Annotated in this window: 20 protein-coding genes; 10 read left to right on the top strand and 10 right to left on the bottom strand. The window is 45.6% G+C overall.

The features are described from left to right. Positions 1–200: 200 nt before the first annotated feature. The 6 genes from BBC0122_RS00530 to BBC0122_RS00560 all read right to left on the bottom strand — a co-directional run bounded on the left by BBC0122_RS00530 (position 201) and on the right by BBC0122_RS00560 (position 5132). On the bottom strand, positions 201–944 hold the full coding sequence (locus tag BBC0122_RS00530; protein WP_077990344.1) for a hypothetical protein: 744 nt from the start codon (positions 942–944) through the stop codon (positions 201–203). Between the two features lie 516 nt (positions 945–1460). Next, positions 1461–1949, bottom strand: coding sequence for a signal peptidase II (gene lspA, locus BBC0122_RS00540; protein ID WP_077990347.1), 489 nt, complete (start codon positions 1947–1949; stop codon positions 1461–1463). Next, positions 1946–2797, bottom strand: coding sequence for a TrmH family RNA methyltransferase (locus BBC0122_RS00545; RefSeq protein ID WP_077990348.1), 852 nt, complete (start codon positions 2795–2797; stop codon positions 1946–1948). The genes lspA and BBC0122_RS00545 overlap by 4 nt, the downstream gene beginning before the upstream one ends. A gap of 1 nt (position 2798) precedes the next feature. Then, positions 2799–3920, bottom strand: a complete 1122-nt coding sequence (locus tag BBC0122_RS00550) for an RsmD family RNA methyltransferase (RefSeq protein ID WP_077994375.1) — start codon at positions 3918–3920, stop codon at positions 2799–2801. A 590-nt stretch (positions 3921–4510) separates the two neighbouring features. Further along, the gene (locus BBC0122_RS00555; protein WP_077990350.1) at positions 4511–4846 is read right to left on the bottom strand and encodes a lipopolysaccharide assembly protein LapA domain-containing protein; all 336 of its coding nucleotides are present in this window, start codon (positions 4844–4846) and stop codon (positions 4511–4513) included. 4 nt (positions 4847–4850) lie between these two features. Further along, complete coding sequence (locus BBC0122_RS00560; RefSeq protein ID WP_077994377.1) at positions 4851–5132, bottom strand: integration host factor subunit beta; 282 nt, start codon at positions 5130–5132, stop codon at positions 4851–4853. A gap of 414 nt (positions 5133–5546) precedes the next feature. On the opposite strand from BBC0122_RS00560, the gene lptC reads away from it, so the two are divergent. From lptC to BBC0122_RS00600, 7 genes are all read left to right on the top strand, one after another. Next, a complete protein-coding gene (lptC, locus tag BBC0122_RS00565) occupies positions 5547–6197 on the top strand; it encodes an LPS export ABC transporter periplasmic protein LptC (protein WP_225868130.1) in 651 nt (216 codons plus the stop codon). Positions 6198–6257: 60 nt separating this feature from the next. Next, the gene (locus BBC0122_RS00570) at positions 6258–6914 is read left to right on the top strand and encodes an LptA/OstA family protein (RefSeq protein ID WP_077990351.1); all 657 of its coding nucleotides are present in this window, start codon (positions 6258–6260) and stop codon (positions 6912–6914) included. A 28-nt stretch (positions 6915–6942) separates the two neighbouring features. Next, complete coding sequence (gene lptB, locus BBC0122_RS00575) at positions 6943–7725, top strand: LPS export ABC transporter ATP-binding protein (RefSeq protein WP_149866712.1); 783 nt, start codon at positions 6943–6945, stop codon at positions 7723–7725. Positions 7726–8692: 967 nt separating this feature from the next. After that, positions 8693–10240: an RNA polymerase factor sigma-54 gene (gene rpoN, locus BBC0122_RS00585; RefSeq protein WP_077990356.1), complete on the top strand. Its 1548-nt coding sequence runs from the start codon at positions 8693–8695 to the stop codon at positions 10238–10240. A 153-nt stretch (positions 10241–10393) separates the two neighbouring features. Further along, positions 10394–10978 carry a ribosome hibernation-promoting factor, HPF/YfiA family gene (hpf, locus tag BBC0122_RS00590; RefSeq protein WP_077990357.1) on the top strand — a complete coding sequence of 195 codons (585 nt, stop codon included), beginning with the start codon at positions 10394–10396 and terminating at the stop codon, positions 10976–10978. A 126-nt stretch (positions 10979–11104) separates the two neighbouring features. Next, entirely contained in the window at positions 11105–11572 is a 468-nt protein-coding gene (gene ptsN, locus BBC0122_RS00595) for a PTS IIA-like nitrogen regulatory protein PtsN (RefSeq protein ID WP_077994380.1), read from the top strand. A gap of 179 nt (positions 11573–11751) precedes the next feature. After that, positions 11752–12252, top strand: coding sequence for a hypothetical protein (locus BBC0122_RS00600; RefSeq protein WP_188318055.1), 501 nt, complete (start codon positions 11752–11754; stop codon positions 12250–12252). A gap of 312 nt (positions 12253–12564) precedes the next feature. Here BBC0122_RS00600 and BBC0122_RS00605 read toward each other — a convergent pair whose 3' ends face one another. The 4 genes from BBC0122_RS00605 to BBC0122_RS00620 all read right to left on the bottom strand — a co-directional run bounded on the left by BBC0122_RS00605 (position 12565) and on the right by BBC0122_RS00620 (position 15468). After that, the gene (locus BBC0122_RS00605) at positions 12565–12996 is read right to left on the bottom strand and encodes a hypothetical protein (RefSeq protein ID WP_077990359.1); all 432 of its coding nucleotides are present in this window, start codon (positions 12994–12996) and stop codon (positions 12565–12567) included. Positions 12997–13022: 26 nt separating this feature from the next. Then, positions 13023–14252 carry a dual-specificity RNA methyltransferase RlmN gene (gene rlmN / locus BBC0122_RS00610; protein ID WP_077994381.1) on the bottom strand — a complete coding sequence of 410 codons (1230 nt, stop codon included), beginning with the start codon at positions 14250–14252 and terminating at the stop codon, positions 13023–13025. Between the two features lie 148 nt (positions 14253–14400). After that, positions 14401–14898 carry an invasion associated locus B family protein gene (locus tag BBC0122_RS00615; RefSeq protein WP_077990360.1) on the bottom strand — a complete coding sequence of 166 codons (498 nt, stop codon included), beginning with the start codon at positions 14896–14898 and terminating at the stop codon, positions 14401–14403. Between the two features lie 180 nt (positions 14899–15078). Beyond that, positions 15079–15468: a YkvA family protein gene (locus tag BBC0122_RS00620; RefSeq protein WP_077990362.1), complete on the bottom strand. Its 390-nt coding sequence runs from the start codon at positions 15466–15468 to the stop codon at positions 15079–15081. A gap of 247 nt (positions 15469–15715) precedes the next feature. Between BBC0122_RS00620 and BBC0122_RS00625 the strand changes: the two genes are divergently transcribed. From BBC0122_RS00625 to BBC0122_RS00635, 3 genes are all read left to right on the top strand, one after another. Further along, positions 15716–16537, top strand: a complete 822-nt coding sequence (locus BBC0122_RS00625; RefSeq protein WP_077990364.1) for an ImuA family protein — start codon at positions 15716–15718, stop codon at positions 16535–16537. Next, entirely contained in the window at positions 16425–18023 is a 1599-nt protein-coding gene (locus BBC0122_RS00630; protein ID WP_149866621.1) for a Y-family DNA polymerase, read from the top strand. The genes BBC0122_RS00625 and BBC0122_RS00630 overlap by 113 nt, the downstream gene beginning before the upstream one ends. Positions 18024–18179: 156 nt before the next feature. Continuing rightward, complete coding sequence (locus BBC0122_RS00635) at positions 18180–21380, top strand: error-prone DNA polymerase (protein WP_077990366.1); 3201 nt, start codon at positions 18180–18182, stop codon at positions 21378–21380. Positions 21381–21441 lie beyond the last annotated feature (61 nt).

Genomic DNA, 21441 nt, shown 5'->3' on the forward strand with positions numbered 1-21441 from the left:
ATTCACCAAAACGGTCTCATGTCGTCTGGCGGGTTTTTAAAAAATCGGCCAATAAATCAAGTGCGTTAGCCGTTTTTGGATGCGGCGGATGAGCGAATTTCAAATAACTCTGGAAACAAAAAACGGAAGCATTTTACGGCTTCCGTTCTTGAACTTTGGTTTGGTGGCAAAAAACACTTCTGCTTTTCATGCGTATTGTTTCAGCCGATAATTTTTTTGGCAGGAAATAACAAAAATACGCGGGTTTCATTGCTTGCGCGGTCAACAACCACATTGTCGGCAACTTTGGCTCCAACACGCAAGCAATAGCGTAGCATGGGCGGAAGCGAAGAAAATACCTCATCGGGCTTGATTGCTTCTTCCGGCATAATATCCATTGTCACACCATGGGCGGCGCGCAAATGAACTTCTGATTGCGAACGGCAAAAATGGTAGAGATAGGAAAGTTCCAATGCATGTGCGGCAGGGTAGCGGCTGTTGAATGCCAGACTTCCAATCACGTAATCGACATTCTGGAGAAGGCAGAAGCGGGAAATTGCCTGCCACAAAAGCCCTTGGGCACGATGGGCTTTCGCTTTGTCGAAACATTTAAACGGTGAAATTGTTAAAAAAACCGATGCATTCCGGCCGCTTTCAACCTCGAAACTGTCGCCAAGGCTTGTCGCTTCAAGATTTTGATTGGCACCTAACACGTTTGTCAATGTCATGCAGCAGCTTGCAAGAAGATTTTGCGGGTCTTCAATATCATTGACAATCATCAACCATTGGTCGCCATCATCGGATATATGGCCTTTTGTTGACGCCGGAACTTTTGGCATAGGGTCATGCGATAATCTCCGCAAACGGGCTTCCAAAGAACCGAATGTTGCAAGTACAAGTGTATCGCTCGTATCGCAATTTTGATGATCCGGTTGTTCGAGAACTGTCCTTGCATAAGCTACCATTTCAATGCTCCTATTGAAGCGCTGTCGATCAAAAGCAATCAACAACATGTCATGTTGTCGATTTAGAACTCTCTTGTTGCATGACAATGACGGGAAAGTGATTTTTTCAAGGCAATGCACATTCCGCCCGAAATATAGTAAATAACAAGTAAATGATTATTCTTTTTTATTGTTATCAATCGCTTGCTTATAGTTTTCCGACGAAAAGCAACGGTTTTCATTCTGTCAAAAAAATGGCATCGGCCTTTATCGGGCTGGCAATGTGTCAAAAACGGATATGTCTTTCCGGTCTTTTTTGTCTTTTTGCGTTGCAACCGGATCAATGGAAATTCGAGATTGTCGCGGTTCTGCGGCTTTATAAAATGACCGGTTAAAAACAAAATTTTAGCTATTTTATAAAAATTTGAAAAGCGGTCAAAACTAGCCAGTCGACTTGTTGCAAGACGACTTTTTGACAATCGTATATTTTATGAAAATGGAAAAGCTCGTTCATCTGCGCGATGATTATTGAAAAACCTATTTAGTTTTTTGTTTTTCACGTTTCCAATGGAGTAATTCATCGAGCACGATCAGGACGGCGCCGACTGTTATGAAGCTGTCAGCAAGGTTGAAAATTGCAAAGGAGAAAACATCGTTGATATGGAAAGAAATGTAATCAATGACATAATGAAAACGTATGCGGTCTATCAGATTTCCGATGGCACCACCAATGACCAGCAGGAAGCCAAATCGCGATAGTGATTTTTCCGGACCGGCGTTTTTCCATAACCAGATAACGAAGCAGATAATGCAAAATGTCAATGCGATAAGCCCCCAATCGGAGACTGATGACAACATGGAAAAAGCAATTCCGGGGTTGCGGGCATGATAAAGTGAAAGAAACGGCAAAAGGTCGATTTCTTCCCCGACTGCCAATGTATTGACCACCCAATATTTGATTAATTGGTCAAGCCCGACAGTGATGATAAGCCCCGCTATAAGTGTGATGAGGGATTTTGCCTTCATGAACGGGCCTCGCGTGGATCAAGTGTCAGGTTATGACGGCGGATTTCATAAAGCATGACACCGGTTGCCACAGCAAGATTGAGTGAATCAGCACGTCCTGCCTGCGGAATACGCGCAAGCTGATCGCAGCTATCGGCAAGATTATCCGGCAGGCCCTGTTGCTCGTTGCCCATAAAAAGAATGATAGGCCCCTTTTTATAGTCGATTGTGCGGTAATCGACGGAACCTTTTAAATGTGTACCGATGATTTGACCATGAAATCCGGTGCGCCATTTTAAGAACTCGTCGGCGCTCATTTTAAAAAGCGGAAGGGCAAAAATCGAACCCATGGTTGCGCGTACAGTCTCAAGCGAATAGGGGTCGGTTGTATCGCCGACAAGGATAAGCCCCTTTGCACCTACTGCATCGGCTGTGCGGATAATGGTTCCAAGATTGCCGGGATCGCGGATGCGGTCAAGTGCAACATAGACATCTTCTCCCTTTGCGTTGAAGGTAGACATGTCACGCCAGCGTTGTTCAAAAACACCAACCACCATTTGCGGATTGTCGCGCCTTGTTACCGATTCCATAACCTTCTGGTTTGCTTCGATGATGAGACCACCGGAAGCTTTTGTGCGGGCTGCCGTTTTTTCAATTAACGGGTTGCCAAGGCCTGCTTTGGAAAACAGAAGTGTGCGTATTGTCCAGCCGAGATCAAGGGCATCAATAATAAGCTTCAACCCTTCGGCCATGAAAACGCCTTCACGATCGCGATTTTTTTTAAGCGACAAGGATTTCATATCCTTGATGATCGGATTGGCAAGCGAGGTAATTTCTTTAACCTGACCGTGTTGTTTTTGTGTTGTCATATTAAAAAATCCAGCGACTGAAAAGAGAGGTCGAAAGTGCCCTTTGTGCTTTTTCTTCACGCAAAATAAGTTCACCCGATTCGATGCGCCCGCCAAGGCCGGTAAATTCATCACGCATCAATTCGTGGATTGCGAAAAATGAGGCACGAATAGAATAGGCTGTCAATATTACGGCAATCGGGTTGTCGGATAAAATAGCGCGACATCCTTTGACCATTTCGGGCAAATGATCGAAAAGTTGCCACACCTCGCCATGGGGGCCGCGCCCGTAAGCCGGCGGATCAAGTAAAATAATGTCATAATGTTTGCCGCGACGCCCTTCGCGTTCGACAAATTTCATCGCATCATCACAGATCCAGCGAATGGGGCGATCTGTCAAATGTGCAACTTCCTGATTTTCTTTGGCCCATAAGATCGCTTTTTTGGACGCGTCGACATGGGTGACTTCGGCTCCCGCTCTTGCCGCAATAAGCGAGGCAAGGCCGGTATAGCCAAAAAGGTTCAATACCTTGACGGGACGGTTTGCTTTTTTAATCAGCTCTTCCATAAAACGCCAATGGGCATCCTGTTCGGGAAAGACACCGACATGGCGAAATGACGTAAAGCGGCCGAGAAACGGCATTCCATCCCATGACAATGGCCATGTTTCGCCAAGGGGTTGTTTGGGAAAATTCCAGCGCCCCATGCCTTCTTCATCGGTATTTCCGGTGAAAATCGCATCGACATCCTGCCATTCTTTTTCGCTTGATGCCGGTTGCCACAAAGCTTGTCCTTCGGGGCGAATAATGCGCAAATTGCCGTAACGTTCGAGTTTGAGGCCATTACCACTGTCGATCAATGCATAATTCTCGTTCGCACTTGTTTCCAGAATAACCGGTAATCTTTCTTCTGGTCTTTTTCCTGACGGGCGAGGTAGGAAGCGGCTTTTGATTTTTGGTGCTTCTCCGCCCCTATTTTCCGGCTGCAATTTTTGATTCTCGCGTCTCGTGTTATCCTGTTCGACGATTTTGCGATAATTGCCTGAATTATTGGCGTGCACAGCTTTCCGTCTTTCAGGCTTGTTTCCTGTCTCAAGGGCCTTTTTCGGAGCATAGGGGGCAGTACCGTTGCGCGGTGTTTTCATTCCCCTTTTTTTCTTGTCTTTCGGGTGTTGTGCTTTCACAAGTCTTGCATTTTCCATAATTAACAGAACGTTCTTTGCTTATAAAACATCTTTTCCAAAAAGGTATATTTTTCTTGCAACATCGCAATCCTGAATGATCCGGTCAATAAACCGTTCAATCATCAAAATGGTCTTTGAATTTTTAAATGGATGACATGAGTTCACTATAATTGACATGGGTTCGCTATAATTGACATGGGTTCACTATAATTTTGTGTTTTGAGCATAATTTTAGGTTTGGATTTTGGTTATAACGCCTTGATATGTCGATTTATGTAAAAGTTGGTCAAAACTTTGAACCAGAGAGGCGGTTGTAAAATAAAAATCTGCGCGAATGTAATCGCCTATGTTGGACGAAAAAATTAAAAAATAATAATTTTCACATTGATTTATATCCGCGCCGAACCTCTATAGGCGCGTCGGCTTCTTTTAATGCGGAGATTCTATTTCGAGAGCGAATAATTTATGTGAAATAGTGTTCTTCAATGGTGAAGCGGAATCGAAACACGACGCTTTCCATTGTTTTGTAGTTTCAAGAATGCTTGGCAGATTCAAGAATGGTCGGCGATTGTCAATTCGGTCGTTGTCAAATTCGACTTTTTCGACATATCCATTTTAAGCCCTTGCAATTCGGTTTGCGTGTCTTTCAGGGCTTTGCGGAAGCGATGTTGGCTAAACCAGACTGTTATACCACCTATGATAATGCCGATTGCCAGAGCCAGAAACAGCCACACAAACAGCGGAGCATGATAGACAAGATTGCTATCTGTTGTATCAAACGGGTTAAGGCTTAACGCGACGCTTGTCCGATTGGCAATAATAAAAGCAATCAGGATGATGCCAACCGGTATCAGTATTATCAGACTAACAATCTGTTTCAGATTCATGATTTTACTCGTTGTTCAAGCGGTCACGCAATTCCTTGCCGGTTTTAAAAAACGGTACCCATTTTTCTTCAACCGAGACCGATTCACCCGTACGCGGATTTCGGCCGGAGCGTGCAGGCCGGTTTTTAACCGAAAAAGCCCCGAATCCGCGCAACTCCACCCGTTTTCCCTCGGCCAAAGCGGTAGATATTTCATCAAATACAGAACTCACAATATTTTCAATATCCCGCTGGAAAAGATGAGGGTTACGGTTAGCAATAATCTGCACAAGTTCCGACTTAATCAAAACAGCCTCCAATTTTGATCCGCATAGTGACAATGATCCGCTAAAAAACAACGATTATAACGATCCGTCGATTTTCAGATCCCATGACTGGCAGGCATTTTGAATTTCCGTTCAAAAATTTTGCCAGAAGTCCTTTATCATTCACTACAAAATCCAGTTAACGCAATAGTTTATTGTCTGTCTATCGCATTTCGTCAACGTTATTTGATTAAAAAATATTTGTGTTCGGTAAAAAATTTTGAAAAAGGCAGTTTGCCACATTTAACGTTACCTTGTGGGCTTTTGACATTTGATAAAAACAGGCGGTCCAATGAAAAGTTGAATGGAAAGCAGAATTGCTCTAAATATTGAACTGGTATATGGGAACTTCGTCTAGGCGTTTGTTTTTGTAAAACTCAGGAAAAATTCAGAGGTATGATGGACGACGGTTCAGAAATATTTTCACCGAGCTTCAAGTCTGATGCTGTTTTTGATGCTGCACGTCGTCATTCAGTGCGTGTCCACATATTGAAATTTCTACTGCCGGTCGTGGCTATTATTATTGCTCTGGTTTTTTCCTGGTTTACATTTTTTGCAACGCCGAGCACGAGCGATCTCGTTGTTTTGAACGGAGATCAGGGCAGTGGTGGACAATTGACGATGACCGACCCCAAGCTTGAAGGCTATACTTCGGCCAACAAACCCTATTCGCTCAAAGCCGACAAGGCCATTCAGGATCCGCATCATCCCGGTATGATCGAACTGCAACGGATTATTGCGACACTCCCCTTGGGCGAGCGTGGCGACGCCGCTGTCAATGCCGTGGGCGCGTTCTATGACAATGTCAATGGTCGCCTGCAATTCGATAAACCTTTTGAAGTAAAAACAAATGATGGAATGGTCGCAAAGCTTGATGCTGCCGATGTCAACCTGGCGACAAGTCAATTAAGCACAGACAAGCCGGTTGATATTCGTCGTGGCGGGCAACATTTGAAAGCGAACGGTTTACAAATTCGTGATAATGGGCAAGTGTTGTTTTTTAATCGTGGTGTCAGTCTTGTCATTGACAACGCAAATGCGCAATAAAATGAGGGGCACTTGCCATTTTAAAAATGTGCGGTGTTTCGTTTATTCGAGGATTGTAAAATGAAGCCTTTAAAGCAGTATTTTTCTAAGCTTGGTGCAGTGACGGCAACAGGATTGGCTTTCATGAGCCTCGGACAAATGCCTTTATGGGCTCAACAGACAAATTTCGGGGTTAATCTTTCGGGCGGGAAAGAGCCGGTTGAACTCAACGCCGATAATCTGGAAATGCGTGACAAAGACGGCGTCGCAATTTTTACCGGCAATGTTTCTGTTGTGCAGGGCGACCGGATTTTGCGGACCTCCAAATTGATTGTGCATTACGCCAAAGCACCTGACGATGCCAATAAAGACAAGTCCGCAACAGCAAGCGACACTTCCGATCAGGGCAAAGGGGATGCAGCCACCAAAACAGCCGCCGCCGGTGCCGGTGGCCTTGGCTCGACGGGTGTTGAAAAAATGGAAGCATCCGGCAAAGTCTATATCAAAACAGCCACACAGGTCGCGACTGGCGATGAAGGTATTTTCGATGGCAAATCGAAATTGATGGTTTTGACAGGAAAACGCGTCATTTTGGCAGATGGTGATAATGTAGCAACCGGTTGTAAATTGACGGCCCATATGGATACAGGCAAAGCTTTTCTCGAAAGCTGTAAATCGGCGGGGCAAAATGGTCGTGTATCGATCATTATGAATCGCAACGAACAAAACGGAAAATGAGCGTTTTATGTCACAAAGTGATTCGCAAATGGCTTTTGAAGAAATAGCCTATGAAGATGGTTCGGGTAAAAGCCTCAAAGAACGCCTCAAAGGAACGTTGGTTGCTCGCGATTTGACGAAAACCTACCGCGGGCGGCAGGTTGTAAAAGGTGTATCCTTCGGTGTGCGCGCCGGAGAAATTGTCGGCATTCTGGGCCCCAACGGAGCCGGCAAAACGACTTGTTTCTACATGGTGACAGGACTTGTCGAAGTGGATGGCGGAAGCATTGAAATCGACGGTTTTGATGTCACCGATATGCCGATGTACAGGCGTTCCCGTTTGGGTATCGGTTATTTGCCGCAGGAAGCTTCTATTTTCCGTGGTCTTTCAGTGGAAGACAATATCAAAGCGGTTTTGGAAGTGGTCGAAAAGGACCGCAAAAAACGCGCGGAAGAACTTGATGCCCTGCTTGATGAATTCAAGATTGCGCATTTGCGCAAAAGCCCGTCATTGGCTCTTTCCGGCGGCGAAAGAAGGCGTTTGGAAATTGCCCGTGCGCTTGCTTCGCGTCCGAACTTCATGTTGCTCGATGAGCCTTTTGCAGGTATCGACCCGATTGCGATAGCCGACATTCAACAATTGGTACGGCACTTGAAAAGCCGCGGCATCGGCGTTCTGGTGACCGACCATAATGTTCGTGAAACACTGGGGCTTGTCGATCGTGCCTATATTATCCATGATGGTCAGGTTCTCACCCATGGCCAGCCGGATGATATTGTCACCAATGCGGATGTGCGCAGGCTTTATCTCGGCGATCAATTTTCTCTCTGAGTTCTTCGCGTTTGCCTGAATTATGTTTGATGACAAGAATGGCTGAAAGCGTTTGTCATTAAAAAAATTATGGCGTGCAGCAAGGCTTGTCGTTCCTGATGGCGATAGATTTTCCAACAGGCGGAGTTTGGATAAGATACGCCAAAGCCTTCCTGAGGCTGTCGCCGACACTATTTATTTTTTTCGGCAATTAATAACGCAAGGTGAAAATGCACGGAACTTATGAAAATATGTTCCAATGTGCTTTGTAATGGGCGCGCGGGGATGTTTTTGCATTATCACCTATAACCGGCTGGCGCTAAAAACACGCTAACACTGTAAAACACATAGATCGTGGTAAAGCGGCTGTCCTTTGCACATGATAAACGGCCGAACAAAAAAACGGTTGGTGGCGATGAACCGCTCTTTCATAATCAAATTCCGACATGTGCCTATGCTTGCACACGCATTCCGGATGCGGGCTAAAGCAGGCTTGTTGTTTTTCATGCTGAAAAATCCGCATGGCGATGTTTTATTTCCGGTTACGGGGCAGTGTTTCAATCGAGAAAAGAAAACGGGAAATAGCAAGCAGGAAATAGAAAACGCGAAATGGAGGAGTGAAATATCAAAAAACTGCGGGTGATTATTGATAAATCAATCCGGTTTGACCGGATCGTCAACATAAAATCCGTTTGTTGGTTTTCTCTTGTCGGAAACAACGACACAACGAATTGAATGTTCATTCATTGATTTCATTTGACGAACACATCGCACACCGGTGAAAAAATATAAAAATTGTTGAAATGCACAAGCCGAAACGCAGCTTTTGATTTTTTATCATTTTTTAGTTGACAAGCAAGGATCATACCATTTTCGTTGAAGGATAGATTTTTACGAAAATTATCCGACCGAAGTTAAACATGTCGGTTCGTTTGCGTGATGTTCATTTACCGTTTCGCGCGGGGTCCATTGGGGAGGATTAAGGTTTATGGCGCTGTCACCATCGTTCGAGTTACGCCAATCGCAGTCGCTGGTGATGACACCCCAGTTGATGCAATCCATCAAACTTTTGCAGATGACTGCCGGTGAATTGGAACAATTCATCGAGGAAGCGTTGGAAAAAAATCCGTTGCTTGAACGCTTGGCAGTTGATGACAATAATGGCGGCAATTTAGATGATGCGGGAGCCAAAGAAGGCGAATTTCAAGATTTTTCCGGTGTCACGCAAATGCCGGAAGAAAAAATTGTCGAAGACAGGCAGCCATACGAAACATTTGATCCTGAAACACTCTCCAACATGTTTGATGGCGCCGACGAGGTCGGTATTTCACAAAGCCCGACATTTGACGGGAACCAAAAAGACGGTTATTCGTCTGAATGGACGGGTGCTTCCGCGAAAGCTTTACCAATCGAAGATTTCAATTTTATCGAGTCGATTGCCGAAAAGCCGAATTTACAGGATTTTGTTGCCGAGCAGATTGCTTTTGCCTTCAAAGATAAAAATGAACACGACATTGCCTGTTATCTCGCTTGCGATCTGGATGACGCGGGATATTTTACCGGTTCAATTCAAAAAATAGCCGAAGAATTTTCGGTATCCGAAACATTGGTTTCAAATATTTTGAAACGCCTTCAGCAATTCGACCCGCCGGGAATATTTGCAACCTCGCTTAGTGAATGTCTTTCATTGCAGCTTGAACGACAAAATCGCATGGATCCGGCAATCGGAATTGTGCTTCAAAATCTTCCGCTTCTGGCAAGGCGGGACTTTGCAATGCTTTCCAGGCTTTCCGGTCTCGATGAAAGCGAAGTTTCAGATATTTTAAAAGAGATTCGCGGTCTCGATCCGAAACCCGGCACCGCCTATAATACATCGACAGCAGTGCCTGTCATACCGGATGTGATTATTTCAAAACGGCCGAATGGAGAATTTTTCGTCGAACTGAACCCTGCGGTTTTACCAAAGCTTGTTATTCATCGGGATTATGCTGTCAAAATAGGTAAAGACAGTGTTGACCGCAGTTTCATCAATAGCTGTGTTCAGAATGCCAATTGGTTGATAAAGGCGCTCGATCAGCGGGAAAGAACATTGATTACTGTGAGTGCCGAGATTGTTCGCCATCAGCAGGAATTTTTGCGGCGCGGCATTTCTTTTTTAAAACCCCTCACACTTGCGACAATCGCCGAAGCGGTTCACATGCACGAATCGACAATAAGTCGTGTAACAGCAAATAAATATGTGGCAACGCCGCGCGGCATTTTCGAGATGCGCAGTTTCTTTTCGGCTGCTTTGCAATCGACCGAAGGAGGCGAGCAATATGCAGCCGATGCTGTTCGCCATCGTATTCGCGAGCTGATAGACAATGAAAACGTCGATCATGTTCTTTCCGATGATACACTTGTTCAATTGCTCAAAAAAGAAAATATAGTTCTCGCCCGACGAACTGTCGCTAAATATAGAGAAGTAATGAATATATCTTCCTCGGTGTTACGCAGAAGAGAAAAAAAGGCAAAACTTGGAACAATTCCAGAATGAGTTTGTCGATTGACTTGTTGTTGATAAATGACTAGAAGCCCGCCCAGAAAATGCGGTTTTCCTGTCTTTTCAGGAAAAGGGCGTGCTTTGAGTTGCTTCCTCTCGAAGATGTCGTTAAACTGCAAAAATCACGAATTATGAACGAGGTTTATAATGAGCTTGCGCATTTCAGGAAAGCACATGGATATTGGTGAAGCTTTCCGTACGCGGATTGAAGACCGTATCAATGATGCGATTTCAAAATATTTCGCCGGCGGCGTTACCGGACATGTTACCGTTGTCAAATCGGGTTCACGTTTTTCGGCGGAATGCGTATTGCATTTAAGCTCCGGAGCAGTGTTGCAAACAACCGGTCAGGCACAAGACCCGCAAGCCGCTTTCGATGCGGCAGCAGAACGGTTGGAGACACGTCTTCGTCGTTATAAAAGGCGTTTGAAATCCCGCAGCAACAAGCAGAATGATAATGCCGCTTTTGCCGAATTTGCATACCACATTATGGAACCGGTGCCCGATGAAGACGAGGGCTTGCCGGAAGATTATGCGCCGACAATCGTTGCCGAGACATCCATGACATTGCGCGATATGTCTGTTGCCAATGCTGTTGTCGAACTTGATTTGATGGATAACCCTGTTCTGGTGTTCCGCAATGCAGCCGATGGAAAAATCAATATTGTTTATCGGCGTGCAGACGGCAATATCGGTTGGATCGACCCGTCATCCATCACCAATAAAGCTTGAATCGGGGAAAAACCTTTTCCTTAACGGTTTTACAAATACGATAAAAAGGGAATCATCCACACCCTTTCATTCTCCGGGCATGATTGTCAGCTTGAGAGAGGATTCGGGATGGAAAAAGGAAACCACATGGATCTCAGTGATTTGATAGCACCTGAAGCGGTTATTCCTGCACTTAAGGCAAATTCCAAAAAACAGGTTTTGCAAATTATGGCAGAAAAAGTCGCTTCTTTGACGGGGCTCGATGCACACACGGTGCTTGAAACGATTCTCCAGCGGGAGAAGCTTGGTTCCACCGGCGTTGGCAATGGCATTGCTATTCCACATGGCAAACTTAATAATGTCGACCGTATTATCGGGGTTTTTGCCCGTCTTGAAACACCGGTCGACTTCGAGGCACTTGATGACGAGCCGGTTGATCTTGTTTTTCTGCTTCTGGCACCTGAAAGTGCCGGTGCCGATCATTTAAAAGCACTTTCGCGCATTGCCCGCGTTTTGCGTGATAGTGATATGGTGCAAAAATTGCGCAATACACATGATGCGGCAGCCATTCATACGTTTCTCACCCAGCATCCGGCTGCGTCGAATGCTGCTTGAGATCGCGTTGATTGCTTGAGATATTCTATATGCCCGGAATCAATGCCGATTGCGGGCATTTATTTTTATGGTGAGGTGGCTCAACTATCAAGAGTTGACCGGCAACGAGACCACTGATAGGCTTTTATGACCGGATTTAAGTTTATGTGTCCGGTAAATTTCAATGGCAGGACAAAATAATGACCTCTTTGGCCCATCAGAATGATGACCGCTTTCGCGAGCCGGGTATAGCCGCGCCGCTTACTTTTCTCATCATGTTTATTATCTTTATTTATGGTGCCTTGTTGGTCGGTCTGCTTGGTCTGTCGAACTGGATTATCCACGCTTGGAACCTGACATTTTTCATCAATCTGGGAAAATTCGGGGTATTTCTTCTGGCTATTATCATACCGGCTTTATGGGCGGTTCTCGTAGCTATTTGCGCCAGCATTCCTTATTACATTTTGCGCTCGCGCGGGTCTTATCTTATGGCATCGAAGGTCGCAACAATCATTGTTTTTGCGATGTTTCATATTTTTGCCTTGCCATGGATTTTGTGGCCGATGGTGCGTCGTGCTTCGCCGAAATTGCGCCGTAAACACATTGAAAAATTGCGCCAAATGGTGAGAGACGGCAAAATGAAAGACCGGCTTGCAGAACGCCACCGGCGTTTGTTGGTTCGAGGATACCATTTTTCCTGAGCCGACTTTTTAGGTTGTTTAGCATCCCGGCTCTACAGAGCATGAAAAGCAAAATAATGCCTTCTATAGAAAATCAAAACTACAATTGACCCGATATAAACTATCGTCTTGGGAAGCCTTGGGAAGCGGGTGAAGGGAACATGCTTTGCGTCAGGAACGCAAGGCTTGAATAAAGCCCATTAAAATAATGGATCATAATTGAAAACGGCGATAGGAAATTTTCCGGACTTGGGAAATTGAAAAACCGGGCTTGCAAAATTTGCTGCCCGGTTAACAAGACTGATGCGGTAAAATTATTTTAGCGTGGTCGAATTATTGATGTCTCAGAGCTGCCAAAGTGCGACGGTTATACCGACGCGGTGTGATGCACCAGTAAACCCCGCCGGAAACGAGCGATGCAACGAGATTGATGACAGTCTCTCCGAAAGATAGCGCCATTCCACTCAACCAGAGCGAGATGAAATAAAGAATAGCGGCGATGACGGCTGACAATAAATAATAGTGCATTTTGTAGAAATGGCGGTGTTCGCCATAAATAATCGCTGCAATAAAGACAATACCCACAATCATGAAATGCGGCGGAATATCATAAAGCGGATTATTCGGTGACAATAAATCATGTAATGTTATGTCATGTTCGAGTAACAAAACAGTCAAGCCGATTTGTACAATCATAAATGCCGCTTCGGCAAAAATACAACCGACTAAAATCCATGTAATGTGGAATGCTGTAATACTTTTCATGTCACTTCCTATTCGAGCCACCATTTTCAGTCGCCGTGTCCGGCAATCATCATGGCTTCAAGTTTTAACCGTTCCGACTTTCTTAAACGTTCCGATTGTGATTTGAGTTGCCCGCATGCAGCAAGAATATCACGTCCGCGCGGTGTTCTAATCGGTGAAGCATAGCCAGCCTGATTGATTAAATCGGCAAACCGTTCGATTTGTTCCCAATCCGAACACTGGTAATTGCTTCCCGGCCAGGGATTGAAAGGAATAAGGTTGATTTTAGCCGGTATACCTTTCAGAAGTTTGATTAACCGTTTGGCATCGTCGAGGCTGTCATTGACATCTTTGAGCATGACATATTCAAACGTTATCCGTTTTGCATTTGATAGCCCCGGATAAGCGCGGCAGGCATCAAGCAATTCCGCCAAAGGATATTTTTTATTGATGGGAACCAATATATCGCGCAACTCGTCACGAACTGCGTGAAGCGATATGGCAAGCATAACGCCGATTTCTTCGCCGGTTTTGAAAATTCCCGGAACCACGCCGGATGTTGACAATGTGATACGGCGTTTTGAAAGTGACAGCCCTTCACCATCCGAAGCAATCAACAATGCCTGTTTGACCGCTTCAAAGTTATAAAGCGGTTCGCCCATTCCCATCATGACGATGTTGGTGATTTTGCGCCCCTCTGCCGGTACAATAGCGCCATCTGGTGTGTCTTTATCAGGAAAATCGCCGAGCCGGTCGCGGGCGATCAGCAATTGTCCAAGAATTTCTTCCGCCGTGAGATTGCGAACCAGCTTTTGGGTTCCGGTGTGACAGAACGAACATGTGAGCGTACATCCCACTTGCGAGGACATGCACAAAGTACCGCGCCCCTCTTCGGGGATATAGACCATTTCAACCTCGACGGGTTTTCCGGCTCCACGGGAAGGAAAGCGCAACAACCATTTGCGAGTTCCGTCGTTGGATATTTGTTCTTCGACAATTTCCGGACGGGCGATGGAAAAATGCTTTTTCATTTTTTCCCGCATATCCTTGGAAATATTGAACATATCGTCGAAATTGGAAACACCGCGCACATAAAGCCAATGCCAAAGCTGGCTCACACGCATACGTGTCTGACGTTCCGGAACGCCTATCTCCTGTAAAGCACTAGCCATTTCAGCGCGCGACAGACCGATCAGGGATGCTTTTGTTTCATCCATTTTTGCCGGACGCAAAAGTGATGCCGCGCCAATAGGTTTAAGATCGTAGGATACGCTCATACTTTCAAATGCTCTGAATAAAGTTCTGCCATGCGCATTTAGCACAAAAGCAAACAAACGTCACCACACTTATGCTCCATAAAAAACACTGCAACATGGTATTATTATGTTGCAGTGCCTGAAATTGATGAAAAACAAAAAGTTTTATTTATTTACATTTCTGTGCAGCATTCAGGGCTGCCGTAATTCCTTTCAGGGAATAGGTGTAGCTCGTATTTGTTCCACGTTGGGAAACAGCTTTGACAGAAAGATTGGAGCCATTTTTCATAGCTGCAACAAGCTGGCTTTCGGTTGCCGGCGAAGCTGCCCATGCCGATGAATCCTTGGTAAAGAATTCAAAATTCTTGCCGTCGACAGAAACGGTAACTTTATCCTTCAAGGCATAACCCGCCATGAATTGGGGTTCATATGTAACCGGATTTCCGGCACGTTTGCTGACGAGGAAATAATTGTCGCCATGGTTGACCGATTTTGGTTCCGCAGTGATCGGGGCGGAAAGCACATAACATACTGTGTTGTTTCCGGATTTATAGGAATAGGCACCCCATGCATCGAATTGGTTGATGCGTGTTGGTGTTTGTGCCGAAGCAGTTCCGGCAATAGCCATAATCATGACAGACGCAGCAACAAAAGTTTTTCCAAACATCGTATACTCAGCTCACTTTTAATTTTCTATTGGCAAAGCCATGTGGCTTCAAACCGGCGATTTTCAAAAACCGGCATATCATTCTTGCAACATGCCGACAGTTGTTACATGCAATTTTGACTAGTTTATGGTTACCAAAAGGTGAAGTTTCGCGTAAAAATATCAATTTCTGCGGAAAAACTATTTTTTTGGCGTTTCAATCGGGTTTTTTTCCAATATTTTTCGGGCTGCCTGATAATGCGCATCGGTAATGTGGGCGCGAACTGCGGAAATCGCAATTGTAAGGACTGCAATATCATCCGTGAAGCCGATAACGGCCAACATATCGGGGATAAGATCGAAAGGCATCACAAAATAGGCGAGTGCTGCAAGAAGAATGCCGCGTACTCGTGTCGGTGTTTGAGGGTCGAATGCACAATAATAACTGGCAACAACATCTTCCATAAAAGGAATGTGGCCAGCCGCTTTGCGAACTGTTTTCCAGAAAGTCGCCCGTACTTTTGCAGCGCGGCTTTTTTGCGTTTCTTCTGATTCGGGCTTCAGAATTTTATCAATTGTTTTTTTATCCATCTTAAAATCCCATAAGGAAAAATGTTCTCAAAGCACGCCCCGTTAACAATGATAGAAGTAGGAAGGACGCATAATTTTACAAGTTTCCCGTTTCAGGAATCCTTTTTAAGGGGATATTCCGGAATTGACTTGTCAAAAGATATTTCAAAATTGAAGAGAGGAATTTCTTTTGTAAAATTCGGCGCTTGACTCTCATTTATATTCGATTCAATAATAGAACAAAACAAGAACATTGTGTGAGTCTTTTATGCCGGATATAGCCCAATTACGCCGCCTCATTGCCCGCATTGAAGGAAAACCTGTCGCTTTTTCTACAGATGGCAAGAGGAAGGGCAAAGAAAAGCCTGTTCTTCCTGAAGGCTATTTTAATCTCGGTCACGAAACAGCCGATTTTATGGCCGGCCCATTTCCCTCTTATGCCTTGCATGAAGTTATTTCAGGGCCAGCCGCCATGAATAGTGCAACCGGTTTTTCTCTCGGTCTTCTCAAACGTAATGAAAAGGCGAATTGCCCTTTCATCTGGCTGGAAGAAGAAAGCACAGAAATAGAATATGGCATTCCTTATCCTGTCGGTATTTCTGCTTTCGGGCTTGATCCGGCGCGATTTATTCTGGTGCGTTGTCCGAAAGCCGAAGATGTATTGAAAGCGGCTGATGATGCATTGGCAACGTCTCGTGTTGGTGGTTTGTTGTTAAGCCTTTCGGGGGCTTGTCGGGCGCTTGATTTCACAGCCACCCGACGTTTGCATCTGGCAGCAGAAAAAGCACATTCGCCGGTTGTTCTGGTGCTTGGCAAAGAAGCATTGAAAAACAGCAACGCTGCCACACGTTGGCAAATCAAAGCAGCACCTTCCGAAAGTTCGGGTGCAAAAGCACCGGGGCTAACAAATTATGATGTCACGCTTTTGCGAAATAGAACCGGATATACCGGACATTGGTTGATGCAATGGAACATCCATGACCAGATTTTTACAAACCCCCAAGAAATACGGCACACACGGCCGGCTCTATTTGGCACTCGCTTTTCCTCGCCTGCCGATAGACCGTCTAAAGACGGTTTTGCCGCCTGAAAAAGCACCGGATTTCACAAAACCTTTTGCAATTGTTGGCCGTTCTGTTCACGGACTTAGGCTTGTTTGTGTCAATGAGGCGGCTATACATGCCGGCCTTTATCCGGGGCTTTCTCTGGTTCATGCACGCAGCCTTTGTGAAAGAATAGAAACAGTCAATGAAGCGGAAGAGGCCGACAAGGACTATCTTCAATATCTCGCCCGAAATGCCGGTCGTTTCACCCCTCTTGTAGCCTATAGCCTTCCCTTTGGTTTGATACTTGATGTAACAGGCTGCGATCATCTTTTCGGGGGGCCACAAAAAATGCTCGAAAAAGTGACCGCTTATTATAAGGGGCTGGGGCTTGAGACACTCTCTGCACTGACAATAACACCGGCAGCCGCACGGGCTTTTGCCCGTTTTGGTGTCAACCGTTTTGTCACAAAAGAAGATTTTGTTTTAACATTGGATCGGCTGAAATTACCGTCACTTGAAGCAAAGCCGGATGTCCAGATGGCACTTCGCCGTGCCGGATTTTATTGTTTGAAAGATATTCAGGCGGTTTCACCAAAAGCTTTGGCTGCACGCTTTGGCGAAGTTTTGCCTGCCCGCCTTGATGCGCTTTATGGAAAAAGACAGGAACCGCTTTCATTTATAAACCCGCCTCCATCCCTTTATTTGTCATTACGTTTGGAAGAGCCATTGATTGATGTAACAATGGTTGAAAAACAGTTTTTTATTCTGGCAAAAGAATTTTTCAAGCGTCTGACGAAGCTCGGTCTGGGGTGTCTGATGATAAACATCATCCTTTATCGGGTTGATGGACATATTGACCGGATAGGCATCGAGACCGGTCGCCCTTTGAGCGACCCCGTACAATTCCTGTCGCTTCTTGAGGAACGGCTGAAAAGCTTGAAGACACCGCTCGATGCGGGATATGGCTATGATACTTTGGCTCTTTCGGTAAGTCGTTCCACTCCCCTTCGTCCCCTTCAGACAGAGCTTGTCAATGACGATCTCGAACCGGCAGAAATCGGGCAACTGGTTGATCGGCTTTCAACCCGTCTGGGGGCAGATCATGTTCTGGTTGCCGGTAGCAAAGAAAGTCATATTCCCGAATATGCAGCTTTTTGGGGGGTAGCGCAGCACCATAAACCGCACACCGAAGCTTTGAAAGCTTTGGATGCACAATTGAAGGCACAAGGATTTTTCCCGCTTCATTCCAATCCGCCAGAACGCCCTATCAGGCTTTTTTGCCCGCCACAGCCTATTGATGTCATTGCCGCTTTGCCGGATGACCCGCCAGCTTCTTTTCGCTGGCGAAGGGTTATCCATAAAATCCGCCTTGCCGAAGGGCCTGAACGTATCAGTGCGGAATGGTGGAAACATTCGGGTCCTGATCGTGATTATTATCGCGTGGAAGATGAAAATGGCGAACGTTTCTGGATATTCCGTTATGGCGAATATCCGAAAACCAAATGGTTTCTACATGGCTTATTTGCCTGAAATTTTTCAGTTTCCAGAGGCTCTAAAGGCAAGTTTACGCATTATGCGTTGGTTTTTGTTCTCTACCAGAAAGTCCGGTTTTTTGAAAAACATGTCTTTACGTCGGGCAAAAAAATCTTTCCGCCAAGAAACGACCGGACAAAATAAGGCGTCAACATGTTTGCATTGTCTGTAAGAAGCAATTTTTCGTTTTTAAAAGGCGCTTCCCATCCCGAAGAGCTGGTGGGCGAGGCGGCACGCCTCCACTATGCAGGCATCGGCATTGCCGATGAAAATACATTGGCCGGTGTGGTTCGCGGCTTTGCCATGGCACGGGAAGTTTTAAAACTTGACCCTTCCTTCCGCTATCTTGTCGGTTGTCGTCTGGTGTTTTCGGATGGAACGCCGGATCTTGTTGTCTATCCACGAGACAGAAAAGCTTATGGCCTGTTGTGCCGGATGCTAAGCGAAGGAAAAGCAAAATCCGGCGAAAAAGGAGCTTGCCAATTAAAGTTTGAAGATTTTTTGTTTCGTGCGCGCGGTTTCCAGATCATTGTTACAGATGGCGAAAAACTGGAAGACACGTTGAAAAATTTGCAACAGGTGGCAAAGGGGCAAGTCTTTCTGGGTTTGCCGATGAATTTTACCGGCAAGGATGCCCGCTATGGCGAATATCTGGCAACAATGGCCAAAAACTTTAACGTCGGCCTCATTGCTGCTGCCGATATTCTCTATCACAGTGAAGAAAGGCGCATTTTACAAGATATTCTGACAGCAATCCGCCTTCATAAAACAATTGACGAAGCCGGATTTGCGCTTCAAGCTAATAGTGAAAAATATCTGAAGCCGGTGAAAGAAATAGAACGGCTTTATCGGAATTTTTCCGGAGCAATCAAGACGCAACAGGATTTTGTAGCCCCCATTTCCTTTTCACTTGATGACCTTTCCTATTCCTATCCGGACGAGCCGGTTCCTGCCGGTAAAACGCCCCAATCCTATCTGGAAGAATTGACCTGGAAAGGCATGGCTGAAAGGTTTCCAAAAACAGCTTATGAGAGCCTAAAACCACTTCTGGAAAAAGAATTGAAGCTTATCAAGAAGCTTCGCTATGCTCCCTATTTTCTGACTGTTTATGACATTGTCAGTTTTGCAAAATCACAAGGCATTCTTTGTCAGGGGCGCGGTTCGGCCGCTAATTCGGCAGTATGTTTCTGTTTGGGCATTACCAATGTCAATCCGCAACAGATTGATCTGTTGTTCGAGCGGTTTATTTCCGAAGAACGTAACGAGCCACCCGATATTGATGTCGATTTCGAGCATGAGCGGCGCGAAGAAGTGATGCAATATATCTATCGCCGTTATGGTCGCCATAGAGCTGCAATTGTTGCAACGGTCATCTGTTATCGCAGTCGCAGTGCCATTCGCGATGTTGGCAAAGCTTTGGGCTTGAGCGAAGATATTATAGGAGCGATTGCCTCGACTGTCTGGGGCACATCCGGTAAAAAAGTGGGCGATGAAGAGATTGCTCAAAGAGGACTCGACCCGACAAACCGGATGATTGGTCTGACGGTACGTCTTGCTCATGAATTGGTCGGCTTTCCAAGGCATTTGTCACAACATGTCGGCGGTTTTGTTTTGACTGAGCAAAGGCTTGACGAAACCGTACCGATCGGCCTTGCTGCCATGAAAGACCGCAGCTTCATCGAGTGGGATAAAGATGACATCGACACTGTCAAATTGATGAAGGTCGATATTTTGTCTTTGGGGATGTTGACCTTGATCCGCAAAGCTTTTGATCTTTTGAAACGTCATAAAAATATCAGCCTTGGCTTGCATGATGTGCCGCGGGAAGACGAAAGCGTCTATAAAATGTTGTCGAAAGGCGATTCAATCGGAGTTTTTCAGGTTGAAAGCCGGGCACAAATGAACATGTTGCCGCGATTGAAGCCGAAACAATTCTATGATCTGGTCATTGAAGTGGCTATTGTCCGCCCCGGCCCGATACAGGGCGATATGGTGCACCCCTATTTGCGCCGTCGCAACCATATGGAAAAAGTTGTTTATCCCTCACCTTCACCACAATTCGGCCCGCCTGACGAATTGCAACGTGTTCTGGGAAAAACTTTGGGCGTGCCGCTTTTTCAGGAACAGGCAATGCGCATTGCCATAGAAGCCGCCAAATTTACTCCCGATGAAGCCAATCTTTTGCGCCGTGCCATGGCAACATTCCGGCGGGTTGGAACCATTCATACCATGCAGGCAAAAATGGTCGAGGGAATGGTCAGGCGAGGTTACAAGCGTGATTTTGCCGAAAATTGTTTCAAACAGATTGAAGGTTTCGGTGAATATGGTTTTCCTGAAAGCCATGCCGCAAGCTTTGCCCACCTTGTTTATGTTTCGGCTTGGCTCAAATGCCATCATCCGGAAATTTTCGCGACTGCTCTTCTTAATTCCCAACCTATGGGATTTTATGCCCCCGCGCAGATTATTCGGGATGCCCGCAATCACGGTGTCGAGGTTTTACCGGTCGATGTCAATCATAGCCATTATGACCATTGTCTGGAAAAAAATGGCACTGGTTTTTCTTTGCGATTGGGATTTCGTCAAATCAACGGTTTTGCCATTGAATGGGGAAAAAGAATCGAACTTCAACAGGCTGAAGGGCGGTTTTCTTCGATTGAAGAATTGCATCGTCGGGTGGTGCTACCAAAACGCGCCTTTGAACTTCTTGCCGATGCCGATTGTTTCTTAAGTATCAATAAAGAGCGGCGCTCGGCTTTATGGGCAGTGCGCCGTTTGCCCGATCATGGAAATTTGCCATTATTTGCGGCAGCACAACAATCCGATCTCGGTGAAGAAGAGCCGCTTATCTTTACGCCGATGAAATTGAGCGAACATGTTATTACCGATTATGAAACAACGCGACTGTCGCTCAAAGCCCATCCGGTCAGTTTTTTGCGAAACGACCTTGTGAAAAAGGGTGTGCTTACCTGTCATGACGCAATGGAAATTGCAGGCGGATCTTCTGCAACAATAGCCGGTATTGTTACAGTCCGGCAAAAGCCCGGCAGCGCCAAAGGCGTGGTCTTTTTGACAATGGAAGATGAAAGCGGCATTGCCAATATTGTTGTCTGGCCAAAAATAATGTTGCGCTTTCGCCGCGAGGTCATGGGGGGAAAACTCCTATTGATAACAGGTAAAATACAACGCGATTCTTCCGGTGTTACCCATCTTGTTGCCTGTTATATTGAAGATAGAAGTATGGACATTATCAATCTGAGCGAAATTCCCGAACATTTTGCAGCAATTGAAAGCGAACCTGTGGCCCGCCATCCCCGCCAGTTCCGCGCTCTGCCAAAATCCCGCGATTTCCATTAAAACTTTCGTCCAACCCGTCTTCGATAATGCTACTGTCTTTATATCTGCGAAATTTTGATAT

Source organism: Ditibartonella choladocola, from assembly GCF_002007565.1.
In the GTDB taxonomy this organism is placed as follows: Bacteria; Pseudomonadota; Alphaproteobacteria; order Rhizobiales; family Rhizobiaceae; genus Bartonella; species Bartonella choladocola.

What these genes read in the sequence shown, in the direction of transcription:
- BBC0122_RS00530 (WP_077990344.1), bottom strand. Translation starts at nt 944, where the DNA reads ATGGTAGCTTATGCAAGGACAGTTCTCGAACAACCGGATCATCAAAAT.
- lspA (WP_077990347.1), bottom strand. Translation starts at nt 1,949, where the DNA reads ATGAAGGCAAAATCCCTCATCACACTTATAGCGGGGCTTATCATCACT.
- BBC0122_RS00545 (WP_077990348.1), bottom strand. Translation starts at nt 2,797, where the DNA reads ATGACAACACAAAAACAACACGGTCAGGTTAAAGAAATTACCTCGCTT.
- BBC0122_RS00550 (WP_077994375.1), bottom strand. Translation starts at nt 3,920, where the DNA reads ATGAAAACACCGCGCAACGGTACTGCCCCCTATGCTCCGAAAAAGGCC.
- BBC0122_RS00555 (WP_077990350.1), bottom strand. Translation starts at nt 4,846, where the DNA reads ATGAATCTGAAACAGATTGTTAGTCTGATAATACTGATACCGGTTGGC.
- lptC (WP_225868130.1), top strand. Translation starts at nt 5,547, where the DNA reads ATGATGGACGACGGTTCAGAAATATTTTCACCGAGCTTCAAGTCTGAT.
- BBC0122_RS00570 (WP_077990351.1), top strand. Translation starts at nt 6,258, where the DNA reads ATGAAGCCTTTAAAGCAGTATTTTTCTAAGCTTGGTGCAGTGACGGCA.
- lptB (WP_149866712.1), top strand. Translation starts at nt 6,943, where the DNA reads ATGGCTTTTGAAGAAATAGCCTATGAAGATGGTTCGGGTAAAAGCCTC.
- rpoN (WP_077990356.1), top strand. Translation starts at nt 8,693, where the DNA reads ATGGCGCTGTCACCATCGTTCGAGTTACGCCAATCGCAGTCGCTGGTG.
- hpf (WP_077990357.1), top strand. Translation starts at nt 10,394, where the DNA reads ATGAGCTTGCGCATTTCAGGAAAGCACATGGATATTGGTGAAGCTTTC.
- ptsN (WP_077994380.1), top strand. Translation starts at nt 11,105, where the DNA reads ATGGATCTCAGTGATTTGATAGCACCTGAAGCGGTTATTCCTGCACTT.
- BBC0122_RS00600 (WP_188318055.1), top strand. Translation starts at nt 11,752, where the DNA reads ATGACCTCTTTGGCCCATCAGAATGATGACCGCTTTCGCGAGCCGGGT.
- BBC0122_RS00605 (WP_077990359.1), bottom strand. Translation starts at nt 12,996, where the DNA reads ATGAAAAGTATTACAGCATTCCACATTACATGGATTTTAGTCGGTTGT.
- rlmN (WP_077994381.1), bottom strand. Translation starts at nt 14,252, where the DNA reads ATGAGCGTATCCTACGATCTTAAACCTATTGGCGCGGCATCACTTTTG.
- BBC0122_RS00615 (WP_077990360.1), bottom strand. Translation starts at nt 14,898, where the DNA reads ATGTTTGGAAAAACTTTTGTTGCTGCGTCTGTCATGATTATGGCTATT.
- BBC0122_RS00620 (WP_077990362.1), bottom strand. Translation starts at nt 15,468, where the DNA reads ATGGATAAAAAAACAATTGATAAAATTCTGAAGCCCGAATCAGAAGAA.
- BBC0122_RS00625 (WP_077990364.1), top strand. Translation starts at nt 15,716, where the DNA reads ATGCCGGATATAGCCCAATTACGCCGCCTCATTGCCCGCATTGAAGGA.
- BBC0122_RS00630 (WP_149866621.1), top strand. Translation starts at nt 16,425, where the DNA reads ATGACCAGATTTTTACAAACCCCCAAGAAATACGGCACACACGGCCGG.
- BBC0122_RS00635 (WP_077990366.1), top strand. Translation starts at nt 18,180, where the DNA reads ATGTTTGCATTGTCTGTAAGAAGCAATTTTTCGTTTTTAAAAGGCGCT.